Annotated in this window: 20 protein-coding genes and 2 pseudogenes; 18 read left to right on the top strand and 4 right to left on the bottom strand. The window is 60.2% G+C overall.

All coding sequences use genetic code 11. From position 1 onward, the window contains the following. Window positions 1–194: pseudogene (locus X733_RS1000000170495) on the bottom strand (hypothetical protein); the annotation flags it as partial. Between the two features lie 2,468 nt (window positions 195–2,662). On the opposite strand from X733_RS1000000170495, the gene bluB reads away from it, so the two are divergent. The 5 genes and pseudogenes from bluB to X733_RS1000000168040 form a co-directional block, all read left to right on the top strand. After that, entirely contained in the window at window positions 2,663–3,298 is a 636-nt protein-coding gene (gene bluB / locus X733_RS151640; protein ID WP_023818750.1) for a 5,6-dimethylbenzimidazole synthase, read from the top strand. Between the two features lie 126 nt (window positions 3,299–3,424). Next, entirely contained in the window at window positions 3,425–3,952 is a 528-nt protein-coding gene (locus X733_RS1000000167160; protein WP_155924198.1) for a hypothetical protein, read from the top strand. Between the two features lie 228 nt (window positions 3,953–4,180). Then, the gene (gene glmS / locus X733_RS151645) at window positions 4,181–6,001 is read left to right on the top strand and encodes a glutamine--fructose-6-phosphate transaminase (isomerizing) (protein WP_023818748.1); all 1,821 of its coding nucleotides are present in this window, start codon (window positions 4,181–4,183) and stop codon (window positions 5,999–6,001) included. 452 nt (window positions 6,002–6,453) lie between these two features. Then, on the top strand, window positions 6,454–6,708 hold the full coding sequence (locus tag X733_RS151650; protein ID WP_031197535.1) for a helix-turn-helix transcriptional regulator: 255 nt from the start codon (window positions 6,454–6,456) through the stop codon (window positions 6,706–6,708). A gap of 699 nt (window positions 6,709–7,407) precedes the next feature. Next, window positions 7,408–8,455 (top strand): annotated as a pseudogene (locus X733_RS1000000168040) (transposase); the annotation flags it as partial. A 175-nt stretch (window positions 8,456–8,630) separates the two neighbouring features. Here X733_RS1000000168040 and X733_RS1000000169550 read toward each other — a convergent pair. After that, window positions 8,631–8,795, bottom strand: coding sequence for a hypothetical protein (locus X733_RS1000000169550; RefSeq protein ID WP_023685557.1), 165 nt, complete (start codon window positions 8,793–8,795; stop codon window positions 8,631–8,633). Window positions 8,796–8,851: 56 nt separating this feature from the next. Further along, a complete protein-coding gene (locus X733_RS151655; protein WP_023673549.1) occupies window positions 8,852–9,241 on the bottom strand; it encodes a hypothetical protein in 390 nt (129 codons plus the stop codon). A gap of 561 nt (window positions 9,242–9,802) precedes the next feature. On the opposite strand from X733_RS151655, the gene queC reads away from it, so the two are divergent. From queC to queE, 3 genes are read left to right on the top strand one after another with little or no spacing between them, the layout of a single operon-like run. After that, window positions 9,803–10,501, top strand: coding sequence for a 7-cyano-7-deazaguanine synthase QueC (queC, locus tag X733_RS151665; RefSeq protein WP_023685556.1), 699 nt, complete (start codon window positions 9,803–9,805; stop codon window positions 10,499–10,501). After that, on the top strand, window positions 10,501–10,857 hold the full coding sequence (queD, locus tag X733_RS151670) for a 6-carboxytetrahydropterin synthase QueD (RefSeq protein WP_023673552.1): 357 nt from the start codon (window positions 10,501–10,503) through the stop codon (window positions 10,855–10,857). The genes queC and queD overlap by 1 nt, the downstream gene beginning before the upstream one ends. Beyond that, window positions 10,854–11,588: a 7-carboxy-7-deazaguanine synthase QueE gene (gene queE, locus X733_RS151675; RefSeq protein ID WP_023707020.1), complete on the top strand. Its 735-nt coding sequence runs from the start codon at window positions 10,854–10,856 to the stop codon at window positions 11,586–11,588. Before queD ends, queE begins: the two co-directional genes overlap by 4 nt. Window positions 11,589–11,824: 236 nt before the next feature. Here the strand turns inward: queE and hemN are convergent, their stop codons facing one another. Continuing rightward, window positions 11,825–13,174, bottom strand: coding sequence for an oxygen-independent coproporphyrinogen III oxidase (gene hemN, locus X733_RS151680; RefSeq protein ID WP_023818746.1), 1,350 nt, complete (start codon window positions 13,172–13,174; stop codon window positions 11,825–11,827). Between the two features lie 152 nt (window positions 13,175–13,326). Here hemN and X733_RS151685 point away from each other — a divergent pair, with 152 nt between their 5' ends. The 10 genes from X733_RS151685 to X733_RS151730 all read left to right on the top strand — a co-directional run bounded on the left by X733_RS151685 (window position 13,327) and on the right by X733_RS151730 (window position 23,476). Then, window positions 13,327–14,073, top strand: coding sequence for a Crp/Fnr family transcriptional regulator (locus X733_RS151685; RefSeq protein WP_023818745.1), 747 nt, complete (start codon window positions 13,327–13,329; stop codon window positions 14,071–14,073). 554 nt (window positions 14,074–14,627) lie between these two features. Next, window positions 14,628–16,238: a cytochrome-c oxidase, cbb3-type subunit I gene (gene ccoN / locus X733_RS151690; RefSeq protein WP_023818744.1), complete on the top strand. Its 1,611-nt coding sequence runs from the start codon at window positions 14,628–14,630 to the stop codon at window positions 16,236–16,238. An 11-nt stretch (window positions 16,239–16,249) separates the two neighbouring features. Then, window positions 16,250–16,981 (top strand): cytochrome-c oxidase, cbb3-type subunit II, encoded by a 732-nt coding sequence (gene ccoO / locus X733_RS151695; RefSeq protein ID WP_023818743.1) that lies wholly within the window; start codon window positions 16,250–16,252, stop codon window positions 16,979–16,981. Window positions 16,982–16,992: 11 nt separating this feature from the next. Further along, window positions 16,993–17,142 (top strand): CcoQ/FixQ family Cbb3-type cytochrome c oxidase assembly chaperone, encoded by a 150-nt coding sequence (locus X733_RS151700; protein ID WP_023818742.1) that lies wholly within the window; start codon window positions 16,993–16,995, stop codon window positions 17,140–17,142. Window positions 17,143–17,144: 2 nt separating this feature from the next. Further along, entirely contained in the window at window positions 17,145–18,008 is an 864-nt protein-coding gene (gene ccoP / locus X733_RS151705; RefSeq protein ID WP_023685550.1) for a cytochrome-c oxidase, cbb3-type subunit III, read from the top strand. 128 nt (window positions 18,009–18,136) lie between these two features. Next, window positions 18,137–19,696, top strand: coding sequence for a cytochrome c oxidase accessory protein CcoG (gene ccoG, locus X733_RS151710; RefSeq protein WP_023818741.1), 1,560 nt, complete (start codon window positions 18,137–18,139; stop codon window positions 19,694–19,696). Beyond that, window positions 19,693–20,190 carry a FixH family protein gene (locus tag X733_RS151715; RefSeq protein WP_023818740.1) on the top strand — a complete coding sequence of 166 codons (498 nt, stop codon included), beginning with the start codon at window positions 19,693–19,695 and terminating at the stop codon, window positions 20,188–20,190. The genes ccoG and X733_RS151715 overlap by 4 nt, the downstream gene beginning before the upstream one ends. Then, window positions 20,187–22,475 carry a cation-translocating P-type ATPase gene (locus tag X733_RS151720; protein WP_023818739.1) on the top strand — a complete coding sequence of 763 codons (2,289 nt, stop codon included), beginning with the start codon at window positions 20,187–20,189 and terminating at the stop codon, window positions 22,473–22,475. The genes X733_RS151715 and X733_RS151720 overlap by 4 nt, the downstream gene beginning before the upstream one ends. Next, the gene (gene ccoS, locus X733_RS151725; RefSeq protein WP_023818738.1) at window positions 22,472–22,642 is read left to right on the top strand and encodes a cbb3-type cytochrome oxidase assembly protein CcoS; all 171 of its coding nucleotides are present in this window, start codon (window positions 22,472–22,474) and stop codon (window positions 22,640–22,642) included. The genes X733_RS151720 and ccoS overlap by 4 nt, the downstream gene beginning before the upstream one ends. A 66-nt stretch (window positions 22,643–22,708) precedes the next feature. Further along, entirely contained in the window at window positions 22,709–23,476 is a 768-nt protein-coding gene (locus tag X733_RS151730) for a CBS domain-containing protein (RefSeq protein WP_023818737.1), read from the top strand. Window positions 23,477–23,488 lie beyond the last annotated feature (12 nt).

The raw sequence follows: 23,488 nt of genomic DNA, 5'->3' as shown, positions 1-23,488 counted from the left end.
AAGTACACGGTGCTGATTGGTGCCCCCGCCACTTCGAGATGCGTCTTCAGCCCAAGGGAGACGCTTTCGAAATGAGGTTGCAGCAATGCCAAATCTGCCGAGCACATTCGAAGCAGCAGCGAATTGCGATAGATCGAATTTTGGCCGGTGTCGCGTTGCGCGGCAGTGTGAGTTTGTGAACTGGAGTCTGTCATAGCTCCCTCTCCCTATTGGGGCGGAAGCATGTTGATCGCTCACAGCCGACGGACGCCCTTAGAGTTGCCGTCGATAGCACACTGTATGCCTGCCGACCGCGGATGTCCCATTTTTTAATCAATTACGTTAATCGGCCGGAGCCAAGCTTTGGCGCACCCGCTCTAACGCGGCATTCAGATGCTCCAGAAATTCGTCATCGCTTTTGGTCGCCAAGCCGACTTGTCGAGCGCGAGTTACAATGCGCTCCTGGAGTGAAACCGCTGTCTCATAGTGGTCCACGATCATCTGAAATGAAGCGCTCATTGGGGCGGATTGAAAGGGCTGTGCCATAGCACAACCCTAGCTCCACGAGGATGAGAGTTCCATGCCGGCCGCCGCTTGGGTAACAATCGTACAATATACCCAAGACTGACCGCGCTCTTTGGTTATCCTCCCAGAAATCCGGTAGCCTTGCGTGGCGCAGCTTCTCTTCGCTCTTCGACCTCCTGACCCGGCCGACCAGTCCCGGCTTCAGCCATTCCGCCTTGTCCTTCTTATGCTCCTTCGGGACCGGGACGCCGACCTCGCCCTGCACACGATCCCACAGCGTTTGCCTTGTCGGCCTTGACGGCTAACATCGCCCGCCCTTGTAGGACCGCTTTCAGCCATGATCACCTCGGGGGGCTGAACGAAGCGCGTGGTTGTCGACTCTGTCGGTCGTCGCAGACGCTTACGGAGGCCTCACCGCAGAGGGAGATGCGCACTCCGGCTCGACGACGGCTGTCGAAAATCAGACTGATGTGGATGCACTACCATCGATCGGCACTAAGATTCTCGACCTCGGCAATAAGCTCCTCTGTACAGCAAGCGACCTTCCTGCCTCGCAATATCAAAAGTCAAACCCCGCCGCAGATGCATATGCCTGGCAGCACGCGTCGGTCTTTGGCCGCGCATCTGCCAAACCGAAATCAAGTAGCCCGCCATCGCGCGACCCTCAACGCCATCTTGATCATTGCAGTGGGGCAATAACTTATCTCTTTGGAGCTTGGTGGTGATATATAGGCGCCCAAGCCAGCGCTAATATTGCATGGAGCTAAAATGCCCGCTAAGATTTCTTGGGTGTTGGCTGGCGGGTGTTTGATGCGGTTTCATCGTCTAGGCGCGGTCGCTCTGGGTCTGGCGTCCTTCATCAGCAGCGCTCATGGCCAAGAATCCTGCGACCCTAACTACACAGGCGCCTGTGTTCCAATCGCCAGCGATGTCGACTGTTCCTCCGGAAAGGGCAATGGTCCCGCATACGTACACGGGCCGGTCTCTGTCGTGGGCACCGATATCTATGATCTTGACCGAGACGGCGACGGAATAGGTTGCGAAAACGGCTAGAGGAGGCAAGTCGCCCTCCAACTTCATGACGGCACCAGCCCATCCGCTGTTGATGGTAACGGTCACCTCCGAGTTGAGGGTGAGCAACGTTCCCAGCCATTTGCATCAAATATTAGGGCCTCGTAAATGCGACTTATGGCGACTCTGCGGTACGACGGTCGAACACCTTCCACGTCTCAACCGTCTCCTGCCTTACGTTTTGTCAATTGGTAGCTGATTGTAGAATGTGCCAGTAACTGGGATGCTCATCTCGTTCCACATGCGCGAGCCCTGATGCGCGTCAGTTATTTTTACTCTCCGGTCACGATTGAGACCACTGGCCCGGGCGATGTTCCCCGAGAAGAACAAAGAGGTAGATGGTGCCGGCATGGTCCCACCAATGCTCTCCCCTTGTGAACGGCATCCAAATTTTTCGGCGGGCTTGAACAGCGGCCACCTTTGGCGGCTGTCGAGGGCTGATGATAGATTCCATTCCAGCTCTTTCTAATGTGTCGTCCGAACAGTGAACGAAAGTAGAACATATAGTTCAAGCGCGAATCGACTGTGAGAGGGATGAGCTTCCAATTTGGGTCATGCCTGACGCTGGTGGAAGACGAAATTGCGGTGGCGACTGGAAGCTCAGCGATGCACCAAATGAAACTGGGCAGCTGGTGCTGTCCGCTGCGGCGCTATGACGACAGACGATGGTATCTGCCGAATGACCTGGGGAATCTTCGGGGACGTCGAGGCCGACGTGGTCGGAAGCAAACTGAGTTGCAGGCGGTGCGGCAGGAACGACCATATGCAAGCTGAGATGCCTGTCGCCGTCTCCGCGTTCCAGGCCGACGTTCTCTGCATTCCGAGGCCTGGTGAGCGATACGGGTGCGCCTGAGTGTCAATGGCGCATTTAGCAACGGCCTGGTACACGATTCACCGCGGTGCGAGCTGATCGAAACTGGCTTGGTCGATTGCATCGTAATAGCGCCGCCCACCAGGAAAGATTTTTCTATCGTTTGCGGTTGGGGTCGCATGACGCGATTGTCGGACGCAACAAGCCAGCTTGGCAATAGGCAGAGGCTGTCCACACTGTACTCCCTAATGCCAATCCATACCTAACGAGACCGCCATGCCGTCACCTCCAGATTTCACCGACGATTTTCGCTCCGAGCTGATCACGCTGCTGCGCTGGCGCAGGGATGTGCGGCGCTTCGAGCCGACGGCTCTGCCAGAGGGTACGCTGGAACGCCTGCTCGAGCTCGCCAGCATTGCGCCCTCCGTTGGCCTCAGCCAGCCCTGGCGCTTCGTAGTCGTCGAGAGCCTCAAGCGGCGCACTGCCGTGAGAGACTGCTTCGAGCGCTGCAATGCTGAGGCGCTTACGCGCTTTTCGGGAGAGCGCGCCGCTCTCTATGCCCGGCTGAAGCTCGCCGGTCTCAATGAAGCGCCCTGCCAGTTCGCGGTTTTCGCCGACCGCACGACGCAACAAGGCCATGGGCTCGGCCGCATGACCATGCCGGCGACCATCGACTATTCGGCCGTCATGGCGGTGCACACACTGTGGCTGGCGGCGCGGGCGGAAGGCATCGGCATGGGCTGGGTGTCGATCCTCGACGCCGCCGAGATGGCCGCAATCCTCGACACCCCGCCTGAGTGGACGCTGATCGGCTATTTCTGCCTCGGCTATACCAGCGAGGAGCATGATCTGCCGACGCTGGAACGCGAGGGCTGGGAGCACCGGCGGCCGCCGGTCGTCATCAGGCGGTAGTGGGGCTGCCCATCATTCGCCTCTTCCCAGGCGATGAGCTTGACGCAGATCGGGTCGCCCTTCGCCACATTGCCATTCCGACCGAAGCCGAGGTTCGTGTTCTTGCAAAGGCCAGGAAAGAGCAGCATGACAAGCGCGACCGCAGCGAAGATGGCGCTTGCGACAACCGGGCTGAAGCCGGGCATGGAGGTGGTCGACCTCTGTTGCGGGGCGGCTGTGCCGATCGCCACGATCGCCCGCCTGTTGACGCACTACGCCGACCAGCTGGAGGCCGCGCACCGCCGGCTGACCGGCGCCGGCGCGACCAATTGCTATTGGTCGCCGGCTACGCGCTATGAACTCGCTACTCTGGTGTCGCGCCCCGTCGGTTTCGTCTTCACGGCCAACGCCTTCGACGGCGTCCCGGACCGACCGCGGCTGGCACGTGCGGTGCGTGAGGCGCTCGCCCCCGGGCGGACATTTTGTTATCGTCAACTGACACTGGCAGCCGCGCGAGACGACGACGGTCCTGAAGCGAACTCTGTCGCCAAGACAGACCATCGCCGATGCCCAAGTCGGCGGCACCATGCTCCTAGATGCCGACTGCCTGACAAGGGGTCGCAGGCCCGTCGTCCGTCCACTGTCCAAGGCCTCCTGGCCTTTCCGAGGCCGTGATCCTGCCGCGGGTGTGAGTTTGCGATCCTCATAAGAGCGTCAGGCGCGAATAGAAGTTTGGGTCGTGGCTCCACAGCCGCCGACCTATCCATCGGGTGGATGGTAGTTATCACAACAATCAATTTTACCAATATTATGGAATTCTACTACAAGGCCGCCACTTAAAGCGGCCGGACGGGTATCCGTCTCGCGTGGGCTGGTGCTGCCCGCAAAGATGCGGAGACGAACATGTGCGGGATTGTTGGCATCGTTGGGCAACAGCCGGTGTCGGATCGGTTGATCGGCGCGTTGAAGGGTTTGGAATATCGCGGCTATGATTCCGCCGGCGTTGCGACGATCATCGAGGGTGCCTTGCACCGCCGGCGCGCCGAGGGCAAGCTCGTCAATCTCCAGACGCGACTGAAGGAAGAGCCGCTGAGCGGCAACGTCGGCATCGGCCACACGCGTTGGGCAACCCACGGGGCCTCGACCGAACGCAATGCGCACCCGCACTTTAGCGACGGTGTCGCCGTAGTCCATAACGGCATCATCGAGAATTTCACCGAGCTGAAGGACGAATTGGCGGCGGATGGCGCCGAGTTCCAGACCGACACCGACACCGAGGTCGTTGGGCATCTCTTGGCAAGATACCGCCGAGAGGGCATGAGGCCGCAAGAGGCCACGCGTGCCATGCTGAAACGCGTCAAGGGCGCTTATGCGCTTGCCATCCTCTTCGAAGATGAACCGTCGACCATCACGGCGGCGCGCAACGGACCACCGCTCGCGATCGGTCACGGCGACGGCGAGATGTTCCTGGGCTCCGACGCGATCGCCCTTGCTCCCTTCACCAATGAAATTACCTATCTCATCGACGGCGACTGGGCCGTTGTCGGCAATTCGGGCGCCCATATCTTCGATGTCGACGGCCGTCCCGTCGAGCGTCCGCGCCATATCTCCACGGCCGCCGCCGATCTCGCCAACAAGGGCAACCATCGCCACTTCATGGAGAAGGAGATTTACGAGCAGCCCGAGGTCATCGCCCATGCTCTCCGTCATTACATTAACATCATAGACAGTCGCGACATGGTTCCTGGCATTGATTTCGCCAAGGTCCCGAGCTTGGCGATCTCTGCCTGCGGGACCGCCTATTTCGCCGGACTGATCGGAAAATACTGGTTCGAGCGCTATGCGCGCCTGACGGTTGAAATCGACGTTGCGTCCGAATTCCGTTACCGCGAGATCCCGTTGCCGCCGCAGTCGGCGGCTCTTTTCATCTCGCAGTCCGGCGAAACCGCCGATACGCTTGCGTCATTGAGGTACTGCAAGGAGCGTGGGCTGAAAATTGGCGCTATCGTCAATGCCTGCGAATCGACCATCGCTCGGGAGGCCGATACGGTTTTCCCGATCCTTGCCGGACCGGAGATCGGCGTCGCCTCTACCAAGGCTTTTACCTGCCAGCTTGCCGTTCTAGCAGCACTCGCCATCGGCGCGGCCAGAGCCCGCGGGACCGTCCCCGAACACGAGCTGCAGGCGCTCGTCAGAAGCCTCGCCGAATTGCCGCGCGTGATGGGCCACGTACTCGAGTGCATCCAGCCGGAAATCGAGTTCTTGTCGCGCGAACTGTCAAAGTGTCGTGACGTCCTGTATCTCGGCCGTGGCACCAGTTTCCCGCTAGCGATGGAAGGTGCGCTGAAGCTCAAGGAGATTTCCTACATCCATGCCGAGGGCTATGCAGCGGGTGAATTGAAGCACGGGCCGATCGCCTTGATAGACGAGAACATGCCAGTGATCGTCATCGCGCCCCATGACCGTCTTTTCGACAAGACCGTTTCCAACATGCAGGAAGTGGCTGCCCGTGGAGGGCGGATTATCCTCATCACCGATGAAAAAGGGGCAGCCGTATCGAAACTCGAAACCATGCACACGCTCGTGCTGCCGGTTGTCGACGAGATTATCGCGCCAATGATCTTCTCGCTCCCGATACAGCTTCTAGCCTACCACACGGCGCTCTTCATGGGGACGGATGTAGACCAGCCTCGCAATCTCGCAAAATCGGTCACGGTCGAATGATTGTGAACCTGTACAGGTGGCGATGCGCCTCCAGGAAAGCGGTACCCCTTGTCTGGATCCGAAGCCCGGATGAAACCAGATGACCATTGTTTGCTGCAATTGCGAAACTCGGTAACGGTTACGAGCGGGTCTTTCGCTGCCTCGCCGGTGGAGATTGGCCGAAGGAAGCAGTGTCCTGCCGAAAGTTCGAGTTGCTGTTCAAGAAAGCCATCGGCGAGAATGGTCCACGAAGGATAGCAGGTCGCATGCGCTACGCCGACCAGGCTCTCAGCACGGGCAGCCTTGATATTTGATCAGAAGGAGGTGAGCCGCCATATTCCGGCCCGGCCAATTCAGCGGCCCATCCCATGCATGAGGCCGGTTCGGCCGAATGGACGACCATTTTTTTTATTTGCTAAGTGTGCGCCTCGGGGAGGAATCTCCGAGGGAGCTCCCAGTTCTTGGAGATGTTTATGAAGGATTCGCGCATTCCCGAACCAGTCTTGACGGCTATGTCCCAGGGAACCCACATCGTCCGCGCTTATCGCGAGCACCTTGGATATTCGATCGACGACCTGGCGGTCGCGTGCGGGCTGGCCGCTGAGGAAATCCAAAACATCGAGCGAGGTCTGAGGTACAGCAAGGGCTATCGGGATCGGATAGCGAAATCGCTTTCCATACCTGTGGGAATTCTTGAGTCGGAGTTGGACATTTCGGACGCCGCCTGAACAGTCGGATGATCTGCAATGGGTGGACTAGCTGTTGTGATGTGAAGCTTGCGGCTGATGTCGACGCTTGATTCGATTTGATGCGATGCCTTCTGGCGCAGCTCGCCGAACAACAAAGCGATACAGCCGCCCGGAGTGCTACGAAACGTGCACGACGGCATCGGCTCGCGACGAAGGACTAACGGCGAACTCTTCCTAGTTTGGCGAGGCGATGCTGGCTTGAGCATCAACTCGGCCTACGAGAGTGGCTAGTCCTAGGCTGAATCGTCCACCATGGCGAAGTCGCGCCGCTCTGAAAGTAACATGGCGGGCATCATGACGTTTCCGGTTGACTATGGGCGTTCGAACCACGAAAAGGGGCCGCTCTTCGTGAGTGGCGTGCGCCGGCAGTCTGACCCCCAAGCCCCCGCCCAGGCTGCCGGCGCGCTTCTAGAAAGATCGAAGTAGGCACTCGCTTGCGCTCTGCCCGCTGACACCTTGTGGTTCCTCCTGCGGGTCCAGCGGACCACCATGGGTGTCGCCAGTTCTGGTGGTCACGCGCCTCCATTTGCGATCTCGTGTCAGTGAGTGCACCGCAAGCACCCTCTCTGCTAGCCTGAAAAATTCATGGGGGTTGGTGGATGTGGCGCAAGCCCGTTGAAATGACGTAGGATTTGGTTGCTTAAGCCGATCCGAAATTTCCCGGAGACCACACCCACCATGAACGATCTTGCGCTGCCGCTGAGCGGTTTGTCATCAGTCGGCGGCTAGTCCGTCGTCGCCCGTTTCGACGGCGGCATGCTGTCGTCCAACAGCGGCGTTCTGGCCTTGGCCGAGGTGGAAAAGCGGTTGCGGGTGGCCGAGCGTCTGGCGCGTTGCATCGACGATCCGCGCTGCCCGGACCAGGTCGTCCACAGCCTGGCGGACATGATCGACTTTCGCATGAAGATGATCGGCGCCGGCTACGAGGACGGCAACGACGCCAACCGGCTGCGCCGCGATCCGGTCTTCAAGATGGCCCAGGATGCGCTGCCGTCGGGTCGGGATCTGGCGTCGCAATCGACGNGGACGGCAACGACGCCAACCGGCTGCGCCGCGATCCGGTCTTCAAGATGGCCCAGGATGCGCTGCCGTCGGGTCGGGATCTGGCGTCGCAATCGACGCTGTGCCGGCTGGAGAACCTACCCGGGGTGCGGGAGCTGGTCGCGATGGGACGGGCGATGGTCGATCTCTATTGCGCCTCGTTCCGGCAAGTACCGAAGCGGATCGTACTCGACATTGACGACACCTTCGACGCTGTGCACGGAGGCCAACAGCTTCGCCTGTTCAATGCCCACCATACGAGTACGGCTTCCAGCCGATCGTCGTGTTCGATGGTGCGGGACGGTTCGTCAGCGCGATCCTGCGACCGGCCAAGCGGCCGAGTGGGGCTGAGATCCGCCCCCACCTGCGCCGTCTGGTGCGGGCGATCCGGATCAACTGGCCGAACATTCGAATCCTGCTCCGCGGGGATAGCCATTATTGCAACCCAGGTCATCGACTGGTGCTGCGCGTCGACTTCATCTTTGGCCTCGCGCCCACCACGACCCTGCGCAAGCATGTGGCGGATCTGGAGGCCAGCACGACAGCACGCCTGGAAGCGTCGGCCAAGAGAGGCAAGGTCCGCATGTTCAAGGAGCTCATTGACGGCGCCGCTAGTTGGAGCCGCGTCGAGCGCATCATCGCGCGGGTCGAGGTCGGCGCCCACGGTGGCGATATCCGCTTCGTCCCCCGCCTGCCATCACGCCGGAGCAATCCCGGCGCCTGACGAGGCGCGTGGAAAAGCACCGCCAGCGTCGCTTCAGGCCGTCAAAAGCTTATCGCCGTGCATCAAGGCGGCTAGATGGCAACGAGGCTTATGCCGCCCGAGCATCGCAGCTAAGTATGCATGAGGGGTCGTCCCTTCAAAATACTTGATACATTTGCGCTTGCGTAGCTCCTTGCATGCGCTCGATGCCAGGAGGAGACCTCTGTTCTAAACGCTCGCATCGATGCAACGCCGTTGACACCATCATCGCGGCGACCGCTTTGCCGCGGCCGCCGCAGCCCTTTTCGAGCATGACGATCATGCCGGCGCCATCGCAGTGATGCACTTGCAAATTCAGAGATGCACTCTGGCCAAATGCTAGGTGCCCAGCATATGTCCGGCATCCCGCAACGCCGCTACGAAGAGACGGGCATTGCCGTTGGCATCCATCTTGGCCTGCATCGACAGGGGCATCCTGTGCCAGCTCTCCAAGGCCGCAATGTAATGTGAGAACATACCGTTAACGATGCAATAGTGGGTAACTAGGCCGTGTCCGTCTAACGCCAGCACGCCGAATTGGCCGCCGTGATATCGGATGGCTGCGACCCGCTGGACCTGCGCGTCACCGTCGATCCGCACGTTGAAAAGCAGGCTGCCGCGGCTCCTGGTGGCTATCTCGGCGGCTTTTTCAGCGAAGCTCAACGAGAGCGAGCGGACGCTTTCGACTGCCATCTGTAAAACCATCAAGTTCAGTTCATCCACTGCCATAAGGTACCTGTGCGCAAGACATGGGTGATTGCAATCGACCACACCGCTTGTTCACAGATGTCGGCTCACGACCGGTTATTCAGGGTTCGCCGGTTATCCATTGAGGGCGTGCTCATCAAAATGATCCTGACGTGGAATGCGCTGCATCTACGAAGCGCGACGAGCAGGCCAGCCAAAGCTGTCGCGACAATTGATCTCATAATCCACCCCGATATCTGGATTTCGGCATCGCTGAACATCCCTGGTAAGTGAGCTGTTTGCGGCAAGCCCATCTCGGCTTTGTACTCCGAAACCGTTGCAATGGCGTCGCTCGGCGCTCGGGACCGACAGGCTCTGCTCGTCGAGAACTTTGTCCCCGAGAAGCGTTCGACTTTGAGCATTCCGCTGAAGGGTGACGTCTCGTCAGTCCGTGTCCTTGCAGCTCACCGCGAAGGCTTTTTGCGCATCGCACGCAAGCGCACGAATTGGTCTCCGTTCACTTCACAAAATGGTTTTCCTGAAGTACTGGAGCGCAGAGAAATCTCCGGTCGCAGCCTACCCGGTTAAAACAAGGACCCAACGATGAAGACTCTCGTCGTCTGCTCCGGCGGATTGGATTCCGTTACTCTTGCCCACAAGGTGGCAGCGGAGCACCAGCTGACCGGCCTGCTATCGTTCGATTACGGCCAACGGCATAGGAAGGAATTGGGCTTCGCCACCCTTTGCGCGGAGCGCCTGAGTGTCCCGCAGCGAATCATCGATATCCACGAGATCGGCGGCGACCTTTCCGGCTCCGCGCTGACCGACAATGTGGACGTGCCCGACGGGCACTATGCCGAAGACACGATGAAGATAACGGTGGTGCCCAACCGGAACGCCATCATGTTGGCCATTGCCTTCGGCCTCGCCGCAGCGCAAGACGCTGACGCAGTGGCGACGGCCGTGCATGGTGGGGATCACGTTGTCTATCCCGATTGCCGTCCGGCCTTCATCGACGCTTTCCAGATGATGCAGGACCACGCGCTCGACGGCTACGCGCAGATTCGCCTTTATGCACCCTATGTGAACCTGACGAAGGCGGACATTGTTACGGATGGAGCCACATACGGCACGCCGTTTGCGCAGACCTGGTCCTGTTACAAGGGCACCGAGCGTCATTGCGGGAGGTGCGGGACCTGCGTCGAGCGGCGTGAGGCGTTTCACATCGCTGGGCACCCGGACCCAACCGAGTATGAGGACTCCGACTTCTGGCTCGGAGCGCTGCGAAGGACCACCGCGTAATGTTCCGCATCACCAAGGAATTCCACTTCTCAGCCTCGCATCAGCTCACCTCATTGCCACCCGATCACCAATGCGCGCGCCTGCACGGACATAACTACATCGTCGAAGTGGAGCTTTCAGCGGATGGACTGGACGATCACGGCTTCGTGCGCGACTACCACGACTTGGCGCCATTCAAACGCTACATCGACGAGAGCTTCGACCACCGGCATCTCAACGACGTGCTGGGACACGAGCAAGTCACGGCGGAATATCTGGCCAGACATTTCTACGACTGGTGCAAGGCACGCCTGAGCGAAACCGCGGCCGTGCGGGTGAGCGAAACGCCGAAAACCTGGGCGGAATACCGGCCATGACGAATACTCATCCCGCAATCCGCGTTAGCGAGATTTTCGGGCCGACGATCCAGGGCGAGGGCGTGCTCATAGGTTTGCCGACGATCTTCGTCAGAACCGGCGGGTGTGACTATCGCTGTTCCTGGTGCGACAGCCTCCATGCTGTGGACAATCAATTCCGCCATGAATGGGAGATGATGTCCGTTGGGGCGGTGTGGAAAAATGTGCTTGCCCTTTCCGGTGGCCGCCCGCTGATGGTGTCGCTATCAGGCGGCAATCCGGCCATCCAGCCGCTCGGCGCGCTCATCGACCGGGGCCATGGTGACGGTTACCGTTTTGCGCTGGAAACCCAAGGGTCGCTTGCCAGGGACTGGTTTGCGCAGCTTGACGTGCTGATCCTCAGCCCAAAGCCGCCGTCAAGCCGAATGACGACAGATTGGGCCGCTGTCGAGGCGTGCCTCCAGGCGGCACAAGGCAAGCCCCAAGTCGTGCTCAAGCTCATTGTTTTCGACGAAAGGGACTACACCTACGCGAAAGACGCCGCTGCGCAATTTCCGCAACTTCCGATCTATCTGCAGCCCGGCAATCACACGCCGCCACACCCCACAAATGATGACGCGCCTGTCGACCTTGACGGAATATTGAAGCGCATGGAGTGGCTGGTTGACAGCGTGACCCGCGACAGATGGTTCGAGGCCCGCGTGCTGCCGCAGCTGCACGTTGTGCTCTGGGGTAACAAGAGAGCCGTCTAGCCCAGGCCCTTTCCACTGGAACTGCGCCGGCAGAATTCGGGTGAACGGGTGGTTCAGGTCGAAGGGAGCTGTCGCCGACAACCATGATCCGACAGGCAGGGCTCGAGCGGACGATATCGTCGCTGCGCCAAGACGCGTCTGGTCCGCTCAGAATCTTGTCTCGATAGACGGTCGCCGATCAACAAACGTACCGCGGTCCATGATCGACTGAGAGGCATGACCGTTCCTCTGAGTGCTCAGACTGCCGCCGAGTGCCTGGCCGTTCCAGCTTCGAAATATTTGTCGAACCTGGCCGCGATGCTTCGGACGAAAGGGCGACTTTCAGCCGGCACAACGAATCTGTCGCCATCAAGTTCAAGCAATCGAACCGGATCGTGGAGGGCCATGGAACTTGACTGAAGGAGGAGCCTCTGGCCGGCCTCGCCGAAGCGTTCCACCAGATCGATGGCCGAGAAGGCGAAGTCGCACATCAAACGTTCGATGATCCAGCCGCGAACGCGGTCGTCGTTGGAAAGTGCGATACCCCGAACAGCGGCCAGCCCGCCGTCATCAACCATGCGTCTATATTCGCTGGTTGAAGGTATGTTCTGCGCATAGCCTTGCCGAAACTGGCTAATGGATGACGGGCCGAGCCCGATCAAGAATTCGCAGCAATCGTCCGTGTAGCCCTGAAAGTTCCGGTGCAAAGTCCCGGTGTGTGCCGCAATCGCCAGCGCATCGCCTGGTTTGGCGAAATGGTCGAGCCCGATTGCCTCGTATCCATTGTCTACAATCGCCTGTGCAGCCAGTTGCGACTGGGCAAAGCGCTCCGCGGGACCCGGCAACCAGGCCTCGTCGATCATCGTCTGATGTTTCTTGCACCACGGTACATGCGCGTAGCCAAACAGTGCGATCCGATCCGGTTCCAGGGTCAGTGCCTGCGTGACCGTAGAAGCGACGCTTTCCCTGGTCTGGTGCGGCAGACCGTAGAGCAGGTCCAGATTGACGGATCCGACGCCGCGCGAACGAACGCCGTCGACGACCGTCTTGGTCTGCAGGAAGCTCTGCTCGCGGTTGATCGCCTTTTGCACCTTCGGATCGAAATCCTGAACGCCGAGGCTCGCACGGGTCATGCCGATTTCGGCAAGCGCATCGAGGCGGGCATCGTCCATATCGTTGGGTTCGATTTCAACGCTGATCGTGGCGCCGGGAAGAAAGCCGAAGCTGTTGCGCAGGGCGGTTCCCAGCGCCACCATATCTTCGGGCTTGAGCATCGTCGGCGAACCACCGCCGAAATGGACGGCACGCACACGACCTTTGCCTCCAACAAGACTGGCGACGGTGGCGATCTCGGCATGCAGTGAGCGCAGATATGTGGTCACCGGTTCGTAATGGCGTGTCTGCTTGGTATGGCAGGCACAGAACCAGCAAAGCTTGTCGCAGTATGGGATGTGCAGATAGAGCGAGATTTCGTCGCCCTCGTCGAGCCCCTGTAGCCAGCCACGACAAACGGTAGCGTCAACGCTTGCATTGAAATGCGGCGCGGTCGGGTAGCTCGTGTATCGCGGGACGTTCTCGCCAAATCTGGCAACTAGCTTTTGTCGCATGTCGTGGTCCACCGTGTTTGCGTCGCCCGAACTGTGGATGCTTGGATGAGCCTAAGCCCTGATTTCGATCAACCTTCAGCACGGACAAACTGCCGCAAGGATTTTTCTACCGTGGATGCTATCCTGCCCGCACGGACCGGTAGAGCGATCGAATGACATTACGGCAGGATATTCACAGTTCCGGCATCCCCATTCTTTGCCTGTCTTGCGAGGCACGGAGCCGCGGTGTCTGTGGCGCGCTAGAGCCAGACCATTTGGCTCAGCTCGCCAAGACGTCGTCGCGGCACAATATCGAGCCGGGGGTCGAACTGATCGGCGACGCCGAGGCGATCGACTGTTATTCGAACGTGCTTTCAGGCGTGGTGAAGCTCACGAAGAGCCTGTCAGATGGACGCCAACAGATTGTCGGCCTGCAGTTCGCCCCGGATTTTCTGGGTCGGCCCTTCAAGATGAAAAGTGCGATCAATGCGGAAGCGGCAACAGCTGTCTCGCTATGCTCGTTTCCCAGAGCGGCCATCGAACGGATGATGAAGCAGTCACCCGAATTTGTGCATCGCCTGCTCAAGCAGGCGCTGAACGAACTTGACGAGGCACGCGAATGGATGGTGACTCTGGGGCGCAAGACCGCACCAGAGAAGGTGGCGAGCTTTCTCCTCATGATTGCCCGGAACATCGACTCCAATGTTGACCCGACGGCTAGCTCGACGTGCTTCGAGCTGCCGATGACGCGTGCCGACATTTCTGATTTCCTTGGAATCACAAACGAGACCGTGAGCCGTCAGCTGACCAGCCTGAGAATGGACGGCGTGATTCGGATCGAGAACAACCGCCGCGTCACCGTGGACAGCATGAGCCGGCTGGAACGGCGCTGCGGCGGCCGAGGCGCTACAGCCGTTTGAATGACGCAGAAGCTGCATGGCCCCCGTCACTTACTTCATTCGGGGCAGGGCATGCTCGCGTTGGGCTCAGAAGAAGTCGCGTAGCGACAGCCCGTTCTCCATCCGATCGTATGCGCCAGTTGCCTTTCGGCTCGTCGGCGAAGCATCCACACTTGGCCGAAGTCAATACGCCTCATCCGCAGGGGAAAATCGCCGTCTCCCCAAGCCACGAATGTCACGACGGCAGCGTAACGCTGGCGCTGGCTGTTCCAAGGCATTGAACGCGGGGTTCGGTAAGGCGTCGACCTGCTTTCCAGCGTCGCAGAAGGTGCGCTCCCCCACACGCCCGCGGTCGCCTCCGCACCCGGGGCCCGACCGGGGACGCCAGGTCCCATCCATAAACGAGCGGCCGGTGGTGCGCTTCCACATTCGATTGTCGCAGTCTGATCGCACCGAACTCGATGCTGCTCGAGCAAAATGGTGCGGCTCTGACATGGATCAGGGCGAGCAGGCGACGGCTGCGCAATAAGACACCGCGGTTTGGCATCCGCCGGAATTGGAAATCGGGGCTTGCGATGAAATTCGGCAAAGAAATCGTGCTTCTAAGCCTGTTCGCATTCGCGGCTTTGGTGGCGGCTGGCGCTGGGGTGGATGAACCCTTTCGCCAGCATATGTGGGTCTTGTTCTTCGCCTTGGCTGGTTTCACTGCGATCCTACTGCGTAACACTGAGTTCAAGCCTGCCGCTCCGATCGACCCGTCCGCCTACATGGATGGTCCAATCCGCTACGGCGCCATCGCCACCATGTTCTGGGGTGTGGTTGGCATGCTGGTCGGGGTGGTCATCGCGCTGCAGCTTGCCTATCCCGATCTCAATATCCAGCCCTGGTTGAACTTCGGCCGCTTGCGGCCTCTGCACACCTCGGGCGTCGTCTTCGCCTTCGGCGGCAACGCGTTGCTTTGCACGTCTCTCTATGTCGTCCAACGCACATGCCGCGCCCGGCTGTTCGGTGGCGATCTCGCCTGGTTCGTGTTCTGGGGCTACCAGCTCTTCATCGTCATGGCCGCGAGCGGTTATCTGCTCGGCATCACCGAGAGCCGCGAATATGCGGAACCCGAATGGTATGTCGACATCTGGCTGACCATCGTCTGGGTCGGCTACCTGATCCTGTTTCTGGGCACCATCCTGAAGCGCAAGGAACCGCACATCTACGTCGCCAACTGGTTCTACCTTTCCTTCATCGTGACCATCGCGATGCTGCATGTGATCAACAACCTGTCGATGCCGGCCTCCTTTCTCGGCTCCAAGAGCTATTCTGCATTTTCCGGAGTCCAGGACGCCCTGACGCAATGGTGGTACGGCCACAACGCCGTCGGTTTCTTCCTCACAGCCGGCTTCCTCGGCATGATGTATTATTTCGTACCCAAGCAGGCCAACCGGCCGGTCTATTCCTACCGTCTGTCGATCGTCCATTTCTGGGCAATCATCTTTCTCTACATCTGGGCCGGGCCCCATCATCTGCACTACACGGCCTTGCCCGACTGGGCGCAGACGCTTGGCATGGTGTTCTCGATCATGCTGTGGATGCCGTCATGGGGCGGCATGATCAACGGCCTGATGACGCTGTCGGGCGCCTGGGACAAGCTGCGCACTGACCCGATCATCCGCATGATGGTGATGGCCATCGCCTTCTACGGCATGTCCACCTTCGAGGGCCCGATGATGTCGATCAAGACGGTCAATTCTCTGTCGCACTATACCGACTGGACCATTGGCCACGTTCACTCCGGTGCGCTCGGCTGGGTCGGCATGATCTCGTTCGGCGCGATCTACTTTATGGTGCCGAAGCTGTGGAACCGTGAACGGCTCTACTCGCTTCGCCTCGTTACCTGGCACTTCTGGCTGGCGACGCTTGGCATCGTTGTCTACGCCGCTGTCATGTGGGTGTCCGGCATCATGCAGGGCCTGATGTGGCGCGAATACGACGAACAGGGCTTCCTGGTCTACTCCTTCGCCGAAACCGTGGCAGCCATGCACCCCTACTATGTCATGCGTGCCATCGGTGGGGCCATGTACCTCTCCGGCACCCTGATCATGGCCTGGAACATCGCCATGACCATCCTCGGCTACCGGCGCGAGCAGGATCCGATGCCGCGCTCCACCCCCGCCCTCCAGCTTGCGCGATGATGAGACAGAAAATGAGGTTGATGAACAGACACGCGGTCATCGAGAAGAACGCTACACTTCTCCTCCTCGGGTCGCTGCTGGTCGTGACAATCGGCGGCATCGTCGAGATCGCGCCGCTCTTCTATCTCGATAATACGATCGAGAAGGTGGAAGGCATGCGGCCTTACTCGCCGCTCGAACTTGCCGGGCGAAACATCTATGTCCGCGAGGGCTGCTACCTCTGCCACAGCCAGATGATCAGGCCGTTCCGTGACGAGGTCGAGCGCTACGGCCACTACAGCCTGGCGGCCGAGTCGATATACGACCACCCCTTCCAGTGGGGATCGAAGCGCACCGGACCGGATCTCGCCCGCGTTGGCGACCGCTATTCCAACCTGTGGCACGTGGATCACCTGACAGATCCACGGTCCGTGGTGCCGGAATCGATCATGCCGAGCTATGCCTTCCTGAAGGACAAGCCGATCGCGGTGAAGGACTTCTCGACGCATCTGGTCGCCAACAGGCGCGTCGGCGTCCCCTACTCCGACGACATGATCGCCAACGCCAATGCCGATTTGATGGCGCAGGCTGATCCCAACGCCGACACATCCGGCCTCGAGGCCCGCTACCCCAAGGCCAAGATCGGCGACTTCGACCGCAACCCGCAGCAAGTCACCGAAATGGACGCGCTGGTTTCTTATCTCCAGATGCTGGGCACGCTGGTCGATTTCAAGAACTACGATGAGACCGCCGGCTACCGCTGAGGACAATGGCCATGACGTACAATTTCATGCGGGAGTTTGCCGACAGCTGGGGCCTACTTGCCATGGCTCTTTTCTTCATCGGATCTGTTGCCTTTGCAGTTCGTCCCGGAGGCCGCAGGCAAGCCGGCGAAGCAGCTCAAATTCCTCTGAAGGAGGACTGATCATGAGCAGCGATCACATCGACGAGGTTTCCGGCATCTCAACCACCGGTCATGAGTGGGACGGCATCCGGGAGCTCAACAACCCGCTTCCGCGCTGGTGGGTCTGGACGTTCTACATCACCATAGTCTGGGCGATCGGGTACACGATCGCCTATCCGGCATGGCCTCTGCTGCACACGGCAACCAAGGGGGTGCTCGGCTACTCCAGCCGCAACGATGTCGGGAACGAGTTGTCCGCGGCTGAAGCGGCCAAGGGCAAATATGTCGCCGCGATAGAAGCGAAAAGTGTTTCGGAGATCGCGGCGGACGACACGCTGCGCGAATTCGCCGTCGCCGCCGGCGGTGCCGCGTTCAAGCTCAATTGCGTGCAGTGCCATGGTTCCGGCGCCCAGGGCTCCAAGGGCTTCCCCAACCTTAACGACGACGACTGGCTGTGGGGCGGCAAGGCGGACCAGATTCAGCAGACGATCACCCATGGCATTCGCTTCGCCTCCGATCCGGATACGCGCCTGTCGGAAATGCCCGCCTTTGCCGACATCATCACCGCCGACCAGATCAAACAGGTCAGCGCCTACGTCGCCAGTCTGTCGGGAGCCGTCGTCAATCAAGCATTGGTCGCGCCGGGCGCAAAGGTCTTTGCCGAAAACTGCGTGGCCTGTCATGGCGACAATGCAAAAGGCAACAAGGAACTCGGCGCTCCAGATCTGACCGACGCCATCTGGCTCTACGGGTCAGGCGAAGCGGCCATCGCCGCCCAGGTAACCGCACCGAAACACGGCGTGATGCCGGCTTGGGGCGCGCGCCTCGGCGAGATCAAGGTCAAGGAACTGGCGGTCTACATCCATTCGCTTGGCGGCGGAGAATAGGAAAGCAGCCTATTCTCGTCCTCCCCCTCCCGCCAAGCGACGAGGCCCGGCGCAAGCCGGGCCTCGGCATCATCCAGAACCGATGAGTCGGCTTCCGGCGAAATCGTCGCTGGTGACTGGAGCTTCTCGTGCTCGATAACACGCAAATAGAACGGATCGAACCCACGACGTTCAACTCCGCCAAGGTGCGCCAGCCAATGTATGCCGCGCGCAGGAAGATCTTCCCGAAGCGGGCCTCGGGCCGCTTTCGCCGATTTAAATGGATCGTGATGGCGATCACGCTGGGCATCTACTATCTCACGCCGTGGCTGCGCTGGGACCGCGGTCCGTTTGCCCCCGACCAGGCGGTGCTGCTCGATGTCGCCAACCGGCGCTTCTATTTCTTCTTCATCGAGATATGGCCCCAGGAATTCTACTATGTCGCCGGCCTTCTGGTCATGGCCGGCGTCGGTCTTTTCCTGATCACATCGACTGTTGGCCGTGCCTGGTGTGGCTACACATGCCCACAGACCGTATGGGTCGATCTGTTCCTGGTCGTCGAGCGCGCGATCGAGGGCGACCGCAACGCACGCATCAAGCTCGATGCCGGTCCTTGGACCACTCGTAAGCTTGTGCTGCGGGCATCGAAACACGTCATCTGGCTGGTCATAGCCGCAGCGACTGGTGGCGCATGGATCTTCTATTTCGCCGATGCGCCGACGCTGCTCGGCGAACTCTTCACCGGCACGGCAGCGCCTGTCGCCTACATCACCGTCGCGGTCCTGACGGCGACGACCTACACGTTTGGCGGGCTGATGCGCGAACAGGTCTGCACCTATATGTGCCCATGGCCGCGCATCCAGGCAGCCATGCTCGACGAGAGCTCGCTCACCGTCACCTACAATGACTGGCGCGGCGAACCGCGCACGCGTCACGCCAAGAAGGTTCTTGCCGCAGGGCATCCCGTCGGCGATTGCGTCGACTGCAATGCCTGTGTCGCCGTCTGTCCGATGGGGATCGACATACGCGACGGTCAGCAACTCGAATGCATCACCTGCGCGCTCTGCATCGATGCCTGTGACGGCGTCATGGACAAGCTCGGCAAAGCGCGAGGACTGATCTCCTACGCGACGCTCTCCGACTACAACGCCAACATGATGCTGGCCACCGCAGGCGGCGCCAGCTCGGTCGATCCATCACTGGTCAGGACGGATGACGGCGTGTTTTCGGACAGGGTGGCGCTTTTCCATATCCGCAAGATCTTTCGGCCACGAACCTATGTCTACATGGCCATGTGGTCGCTCATCGGGCTGGGCCTGCTCTTTTCGCTGCTGACGCGCGACCGGCTCGAGATCAATGTCCTGCACGACCGCAACCCGCAATTCGTGACGCTCTCGGACGGCTCGATCCGCAATGGCTATACCGTCAAGCTCTTGAACATGATCCCCGAACCGAGAACGATTATCGTCACCCTCGGGGGTTTGCCAGGCGCGGAGATGAGCATCGTTGGCGTCGATCTCCCCGCCGATTGCTCCTTTGCAGTCCAGGTCGAACCCGACCGGCTGAAGATGTTGAAGGTTTTCGTGCGCCTGCCCGCCGACCAGATTCATGGCCAGGCGCAGACCTTCACATTCCGGGTCGAAGAAAAGGTCAGCTTCGAGTCCAACGAATACACCGCCACCTTCAACTCGCCGGAGATCGCCAGATGAACGCCACCACGCGAAAACCCCGCGAGTTCACCGGCAGGCACATGTTGGCCACCGTCCTTGCCTTTTTCGGCGTGGTCATCGCGGTCAATCTCACGATGGCGACGCTTGCCAATACAAGCTGGACCGGCCTTGTCGTCGAAAATACCTATGTGGCGAGCCAGCAATTCAACAAGAAGGCCGAGGAAGGCCGTGCGCAGGCAGCGCTTGGCTGGACCGGCCAGCTGACCATCGCATGGGGCGAAGTCCGCTATCGCATCATCGACGCCGCGGGCAAACCGGTTTCCCTGCATGGCGTGAAGGTGCTGTTTCGCCATCCGGCTTACGAGAAAGAGGATGAGTCCGTCACGCTCGCCCCCGCCTCGGGCCAGGAATTTGCAGCGCAGCACATGCCAAGGGACGGTGTGTGGATTGTCGAAATCGACGCCGAAGCCGGCCTGGCCAGACCTTATCGCGATGTACGCAGGATCATGATCTCCCATGGAGCGCTGCAATGAGCTGTTGTGCACCCGGTGCTGAAATGGCGTTGGATCTGGCCAGTCCCACTTCAGTCCTGCCGTCAAGCCAGGAAGTCAGGCTGGCGAGCCGATCGCTTGGCGATGATCTTCATCAGACCGACCTTTCGGTCCCGACGGTTCACTGCGGTGCCTGCATCCAGAGCATCGAGGCTGCGTTGGGGAAACTCGCTCACGTCGAGGCCGCTCGCGTCAACCTGTCAACCAAGCGGGTCTCGGTCCGGTGGCGCGGCGACATTGTCCCACCGTTCGTAGCCGTGCTGGGGCGGCTCGGCTACCAGGCGCATCTGTTCGAAGCCGAGATCGACGCAAAGGACAAGACGCTTTCGGAGCTTATCCGCGCCGTCGCTGTTGCCGGGTTTGCGGCAGGCAACATCATGCTGCTCTCGGTTTCGGTCTGGTCCGGCGCTGAGGGCGCGACCCGCGACCTGTTCCACTGGGTCTCGGCGTTGATCGCGATTCCTGCGCTGGCCTTCGCCGGCGGCATCTTCTTCAAGTCAGCCTGGAATGCGCTGCGTCACGGCCGCATGAACATGGATGTGCCGATCGCCGTCGGCGTGTCGCTGGCCTACGCCATGAGCCTCTATGAGACGATCACCCATGGCGACCACGCCTATTTCGACGCGTCGGTATCGCTGCTGTTCTTCCTGTTGATCGGCCGCACGCTCGATCACGTGATGCGCGAACGCGCGCGGACCGCGGTAAAGAACCTGTCACAGTTGGCTGCGCGTGGCGCCATGGTGCTGCGCGGCGATGGCGCACGGGACTATTTGCCGGTTGGCGAAATCGAACCGGGGATGCAACTGCTCATTGCAGCCGGCGAGAGAATCCCCGTCGACAGCACGATCGTTCATGGAGCGTCGGATCTTGACTGCTCACTGGTCACTGGCGAGAGCACGCCGCGAAACGTCGCGCCAGGGGAGATTGTGCAGGCCGGTGTCCTCAACCTCACCGGTCCGCTGACGATTGAGGCGACAGCGGCCGCCAAGGATTCGTTCCTGGCGGAAATGGTTCGGTTGATAGAGGCCGCCGAAGGTGGTCGCGCCCGGTATCGCCGTATCGCCGACCGCGTGTCGGCACTCTACGCGCCCGTGGTTCATCTCACCGCCTTGGCAACCTTCCTGGGCTGGATGGCGGTGACTGGCGACTGGCACCGGGCGATGACGATCGCAATCGCTGTTCTCATCATCACATGCCCCTGCGCGCTTGGCCTCGCCGTTCCAATCGTTCAGGTGGTGGCCGCGCGGCGCCTGTTCGAAAACGGCATCATGGTCAAGGACGGCTCGGCCATGGAGCGCCTGGCAACGATCGATACAGCCGTGTTCGACAAGACCGGCACGCTCACGCTTGGCCAGCCCAGGCTCGTCAACGCAGCTTCGATTGATCCCGCCATGCTGGCAATCGCTGCCGACTTGGCCGCGCATTCGCGTCATCCATATTCAAAGGCCATTGCCAGCTTTTCCGTCAGCAGCAGCCAGCACAAATTCGACGCGGTGACCGAGCACCCGGGTTTCGGGATCGAAGCCACAGCCGCCGGTAGCATCTGGCGGCTGGGTAGACGCGGATGGGCTGGCTGGAAGGCTCGAACCGGCGGCGAAGGCAAACATGGCTACGGCGGAACAGTCCTGACGAAAAACGGCATGATTGTCGCATCCTTCGTTTTCGAGGATGCGCTGCGCCTCGACACCAGGGCAGCGATCGATCAACTGCGCAACGCTGGTATGTGCGTGGAAATGCTGTCAGGCGATACCGCGAAAGGCTGCGCCGAGGTTGCGGACGTGCTTGGTGTCGATGACTTCGTTCCCTGCCTGCTGCCGTCCGGCAAGGTTGAACGCATCGAGAGCCTGGCGAGAGACGGGCACAAGGTTCTGATGGTTGGCGACGGCCTCAATGACACGCCGGCGCTGAGCGCCGCGCATGTCTCGATCGCACCCGCCACCGCCGCCGACATTGGCCGCAATGCAGCCGACTTCGTTTTTCTGCGCGAAAGCCTCTTGGCGATCCCGCTGGCGCTGGACGTGTCGCGCAAGGCGGGAAGCCTGATCCGACAGAACATAACAATTGCTATCGTTTACAATGCTGTGGCCGTGCCGATCGCCATTCTGGGTCATGTTACGCCTCTGATCGCGGCGGTCGCGATGTCTGCCTCGTCATTGCTTGTGATTGGAAACGCAATGCGTCTGCAAGGCTTCGCAACGGGTGCGTCGTCCGAAACTGCGCGGCAGGACAGGCCCGCGCGGGCCGGCACCTTGGCCCGATCCTCATGACGACGCTCGCCTATCTCATTCCGGTGGCGTTGTTCCTTGGCGCACTCGGCCTGTCCGGCTTCCTGTGGGCGTTGAGAAGCGGCCAGTACGATGATCTCGATGGCGCTGCGGAGCGCATTCTAATCGACCGCGACGACGGCGCGGAGAATCCTCCTTGTTCCAAGTGACTCAGATCAACGCGCCGCGGGTCGGGATGTCCTATCGTCGTCCGACGAAAGATCAGGAGGGTGAGGATGCAAGCCGAATCCATAATGACAAAGCCAGTCATCACGACGGATGCGAACGCGACGATCGCGCAAGCGATCGAGCTCATGCTTTCAAACAAGGTCAGCTGCCTGCCGGTAGCAGACAGCGACGGCACCCTGATTGGTATTGTAAGCAAAAGCGACTTCTTGCGCCGAGAAGAACTTGGGACCCAGCGTGTGCGTCCGCGCTGGCTGGAGTTTGATCTTGGCCCGGGCACAGTCGCCAATGACTATGCGCGCTCGAACGGACGGATCATCCATCAGGTGATGACCACACCCGTCATCTCGGCGCCTCCTGGCGCCTCGATTGCAGATATTGTCGACCTGATGATGCAACATCGCATCAACAATCTTCCGATTGTCGATCGGGACAGGGTCATCGGCATCATCACGCGAACTGATTTGCTGCTTGTCCTGATCCGCGCCATGCCGAAACAGGGAACCACGCCACCCGATGACGACCTGATCCGCAAGGCTATCCTTGCCGAACTGCAGTCACAAACCTGGAGCGGTGGTGACTTGATCGATGTGAGGGTCAGCGACGGCCTTGTCGAACTGAAGGGGGCGATTGTCGACGAGCGTCAGCGGAAGGCAGCGATCGTTGCGGCTGAGAAGGTTGCCGGCGTCGGGCAAGTCAAGGACGGCCTCCTCCTCAGTACGGATCCGTTCGGTGAAGGTTTCATAGCTGCGGAAAAGGCGGGGACGCGGAGCAGAGTCCCTTTGGTTCTGCTCCCTTCCCACATCACTTGGACATGAGGCCGTCGGCGA

Origin of the sequence: Mesorhizobium sp. L2C066B000 (assembly GCF_000502335.1) — a bacterium.
Classification (GTDB): Bacteria; Pseudomonadota; Alphaproteobacteria; order Rhizobiales; family Rhizobiaceae; genus Mesorhizobium.
Note: the sequence above shows the minus strand (reverse complement) of the source record. Positions and strands in the feature narration are given on the sequence as shown.

Excerpts from the sequence above, each read along its gene's own strand:
- X733_RS151700 (WP_023818742.1), top strand. The coding sequence starts at position 16,993 with ATGACGTACAATTTCATGCGGGAGTTTGCCGACAGCTGGGGCCTACTT.
- X733_RS1000000169550 (WP_023685557.1), bottom strand. The coding sequence starts at position 8,795 with ATGATCGTCATGCTCGAAAAGGGCTGCGGCGGCCGCGGCAAAGCGGTC.
- X733_RS151650 (WP_031197535.1), top strand. The coding sequence starts at position 6,454 with ATGAAGGATTCGCGCATTCCCGAACCAGTCTTGACGGCTATGTCCCAG.
- X733_RS151655 (WP_023673549.1), bottom strand. The coding sequence starts at position 9,241 with ATGGCAGTGGATGAACTGAACTTGATGGTTTTACAGATGGCAGTCGAA.
- hemN (WP_023818746.1), bottom strand. The coding sequence starts at position 13,174 with ATGCGACAAAAGCTAGTTGCCAGATTTGGCGAGAACGTCCCGCGATAC.
- ccoP (WP_023685550.1), top strand. The coding sequence starts at position 17,145 with ATGAGCAGCGATCACATCGACGAGGTTTCCGGCATCTCAACCACCGGT.
- queD (WP_023673552.1), top strand. The coding sequence starts at position 10,501 with ATGTTCCGCATCACCAAGGAATTCCACTTCTCAGCCTCGCATCAGCTC.
- X733_RS151720 (WP_023818739.1), top strand. The coding sequence starts at position 20,187 with ATGAGCTGTTGTGCACCCGGTGCTGAAATGGCGTTGGATCTGGCCAGT.
- X733_RS151715 (WP_023818740.1), top strand. The coding sequence starts at position 19,693 with ATGAACGCCACCACGCGAAAACCCCGCGAGTTCACCGGCAGGCACATG.
- X733_RS1000000167160 (WP_155924198.1), top strand. The coding sequence starts at position 3,425 with ATGACAAGCGCGACCGCAGCGAAGATGGCGCTTGCGACAACCGGGCTG.
- ccoS (WP_023818738.1), top strand. The coding sequence starts at position 22,472 with ATGACGACGCTCGCCTATCTCATTCCGGTGGCGTTGTTCCTTGGCGCA.
- queE (WP_023707020.1), top strand. The coding sequence starts at position 10,854 with ATGACGAATACTCATCCCGCAATCCGCGTTAGCGAGATTTTCGGGCCG.
- X733_RS151685 (WP_023818745.1), top strand. The coding sequence starts at position 13,327 with ATGACATTACGGCAGGATATTCACAGTTCCGGCATCCCCATTCTTTGC.
- ccoN (WP_023818744.1), top strand. The coding sequence starts at position 14,628 with ATGAAATTCGGCAAAGAAATCGTGCTTCTAAGCCTGTTCGCATTCGCG.
- X733_RS151730 (WP_023818737.1), top strand. The coding sequence starts at position 22,709 with ATGCAAGCCGAATCCATAATGACAAAGCCAGTCATCACGACGGATGCG.
- bluB (WP_023818750.1), top strand. The coding sequence starts at position 2,663 with ATGCCGTCACCTCCAGATTTCACCGACGATTTTCGCTCCGAGCTGATC.
- queC (WP_023685556.1), top strand. The coding sequence starts at position 9,803 with ATGAAGACTCTCGTCGTCTGCTCCGGCGGATTGGATTCCGTTACTCTT.
- glmS (WP_023818748.1), top strand. The coding sequence starts at position 4,181 with ATGTGCGGGATTGTTGGCATCGTTGGGCAACAGCCGGTGTCGGATCGG.
- ccoO (WP_023818743.1), top strand. The coding sequence starts at position 16,250 with ATGAGGTTGATGAACAGACACGCGGTCATCGAGAAGAACGCTACACTT.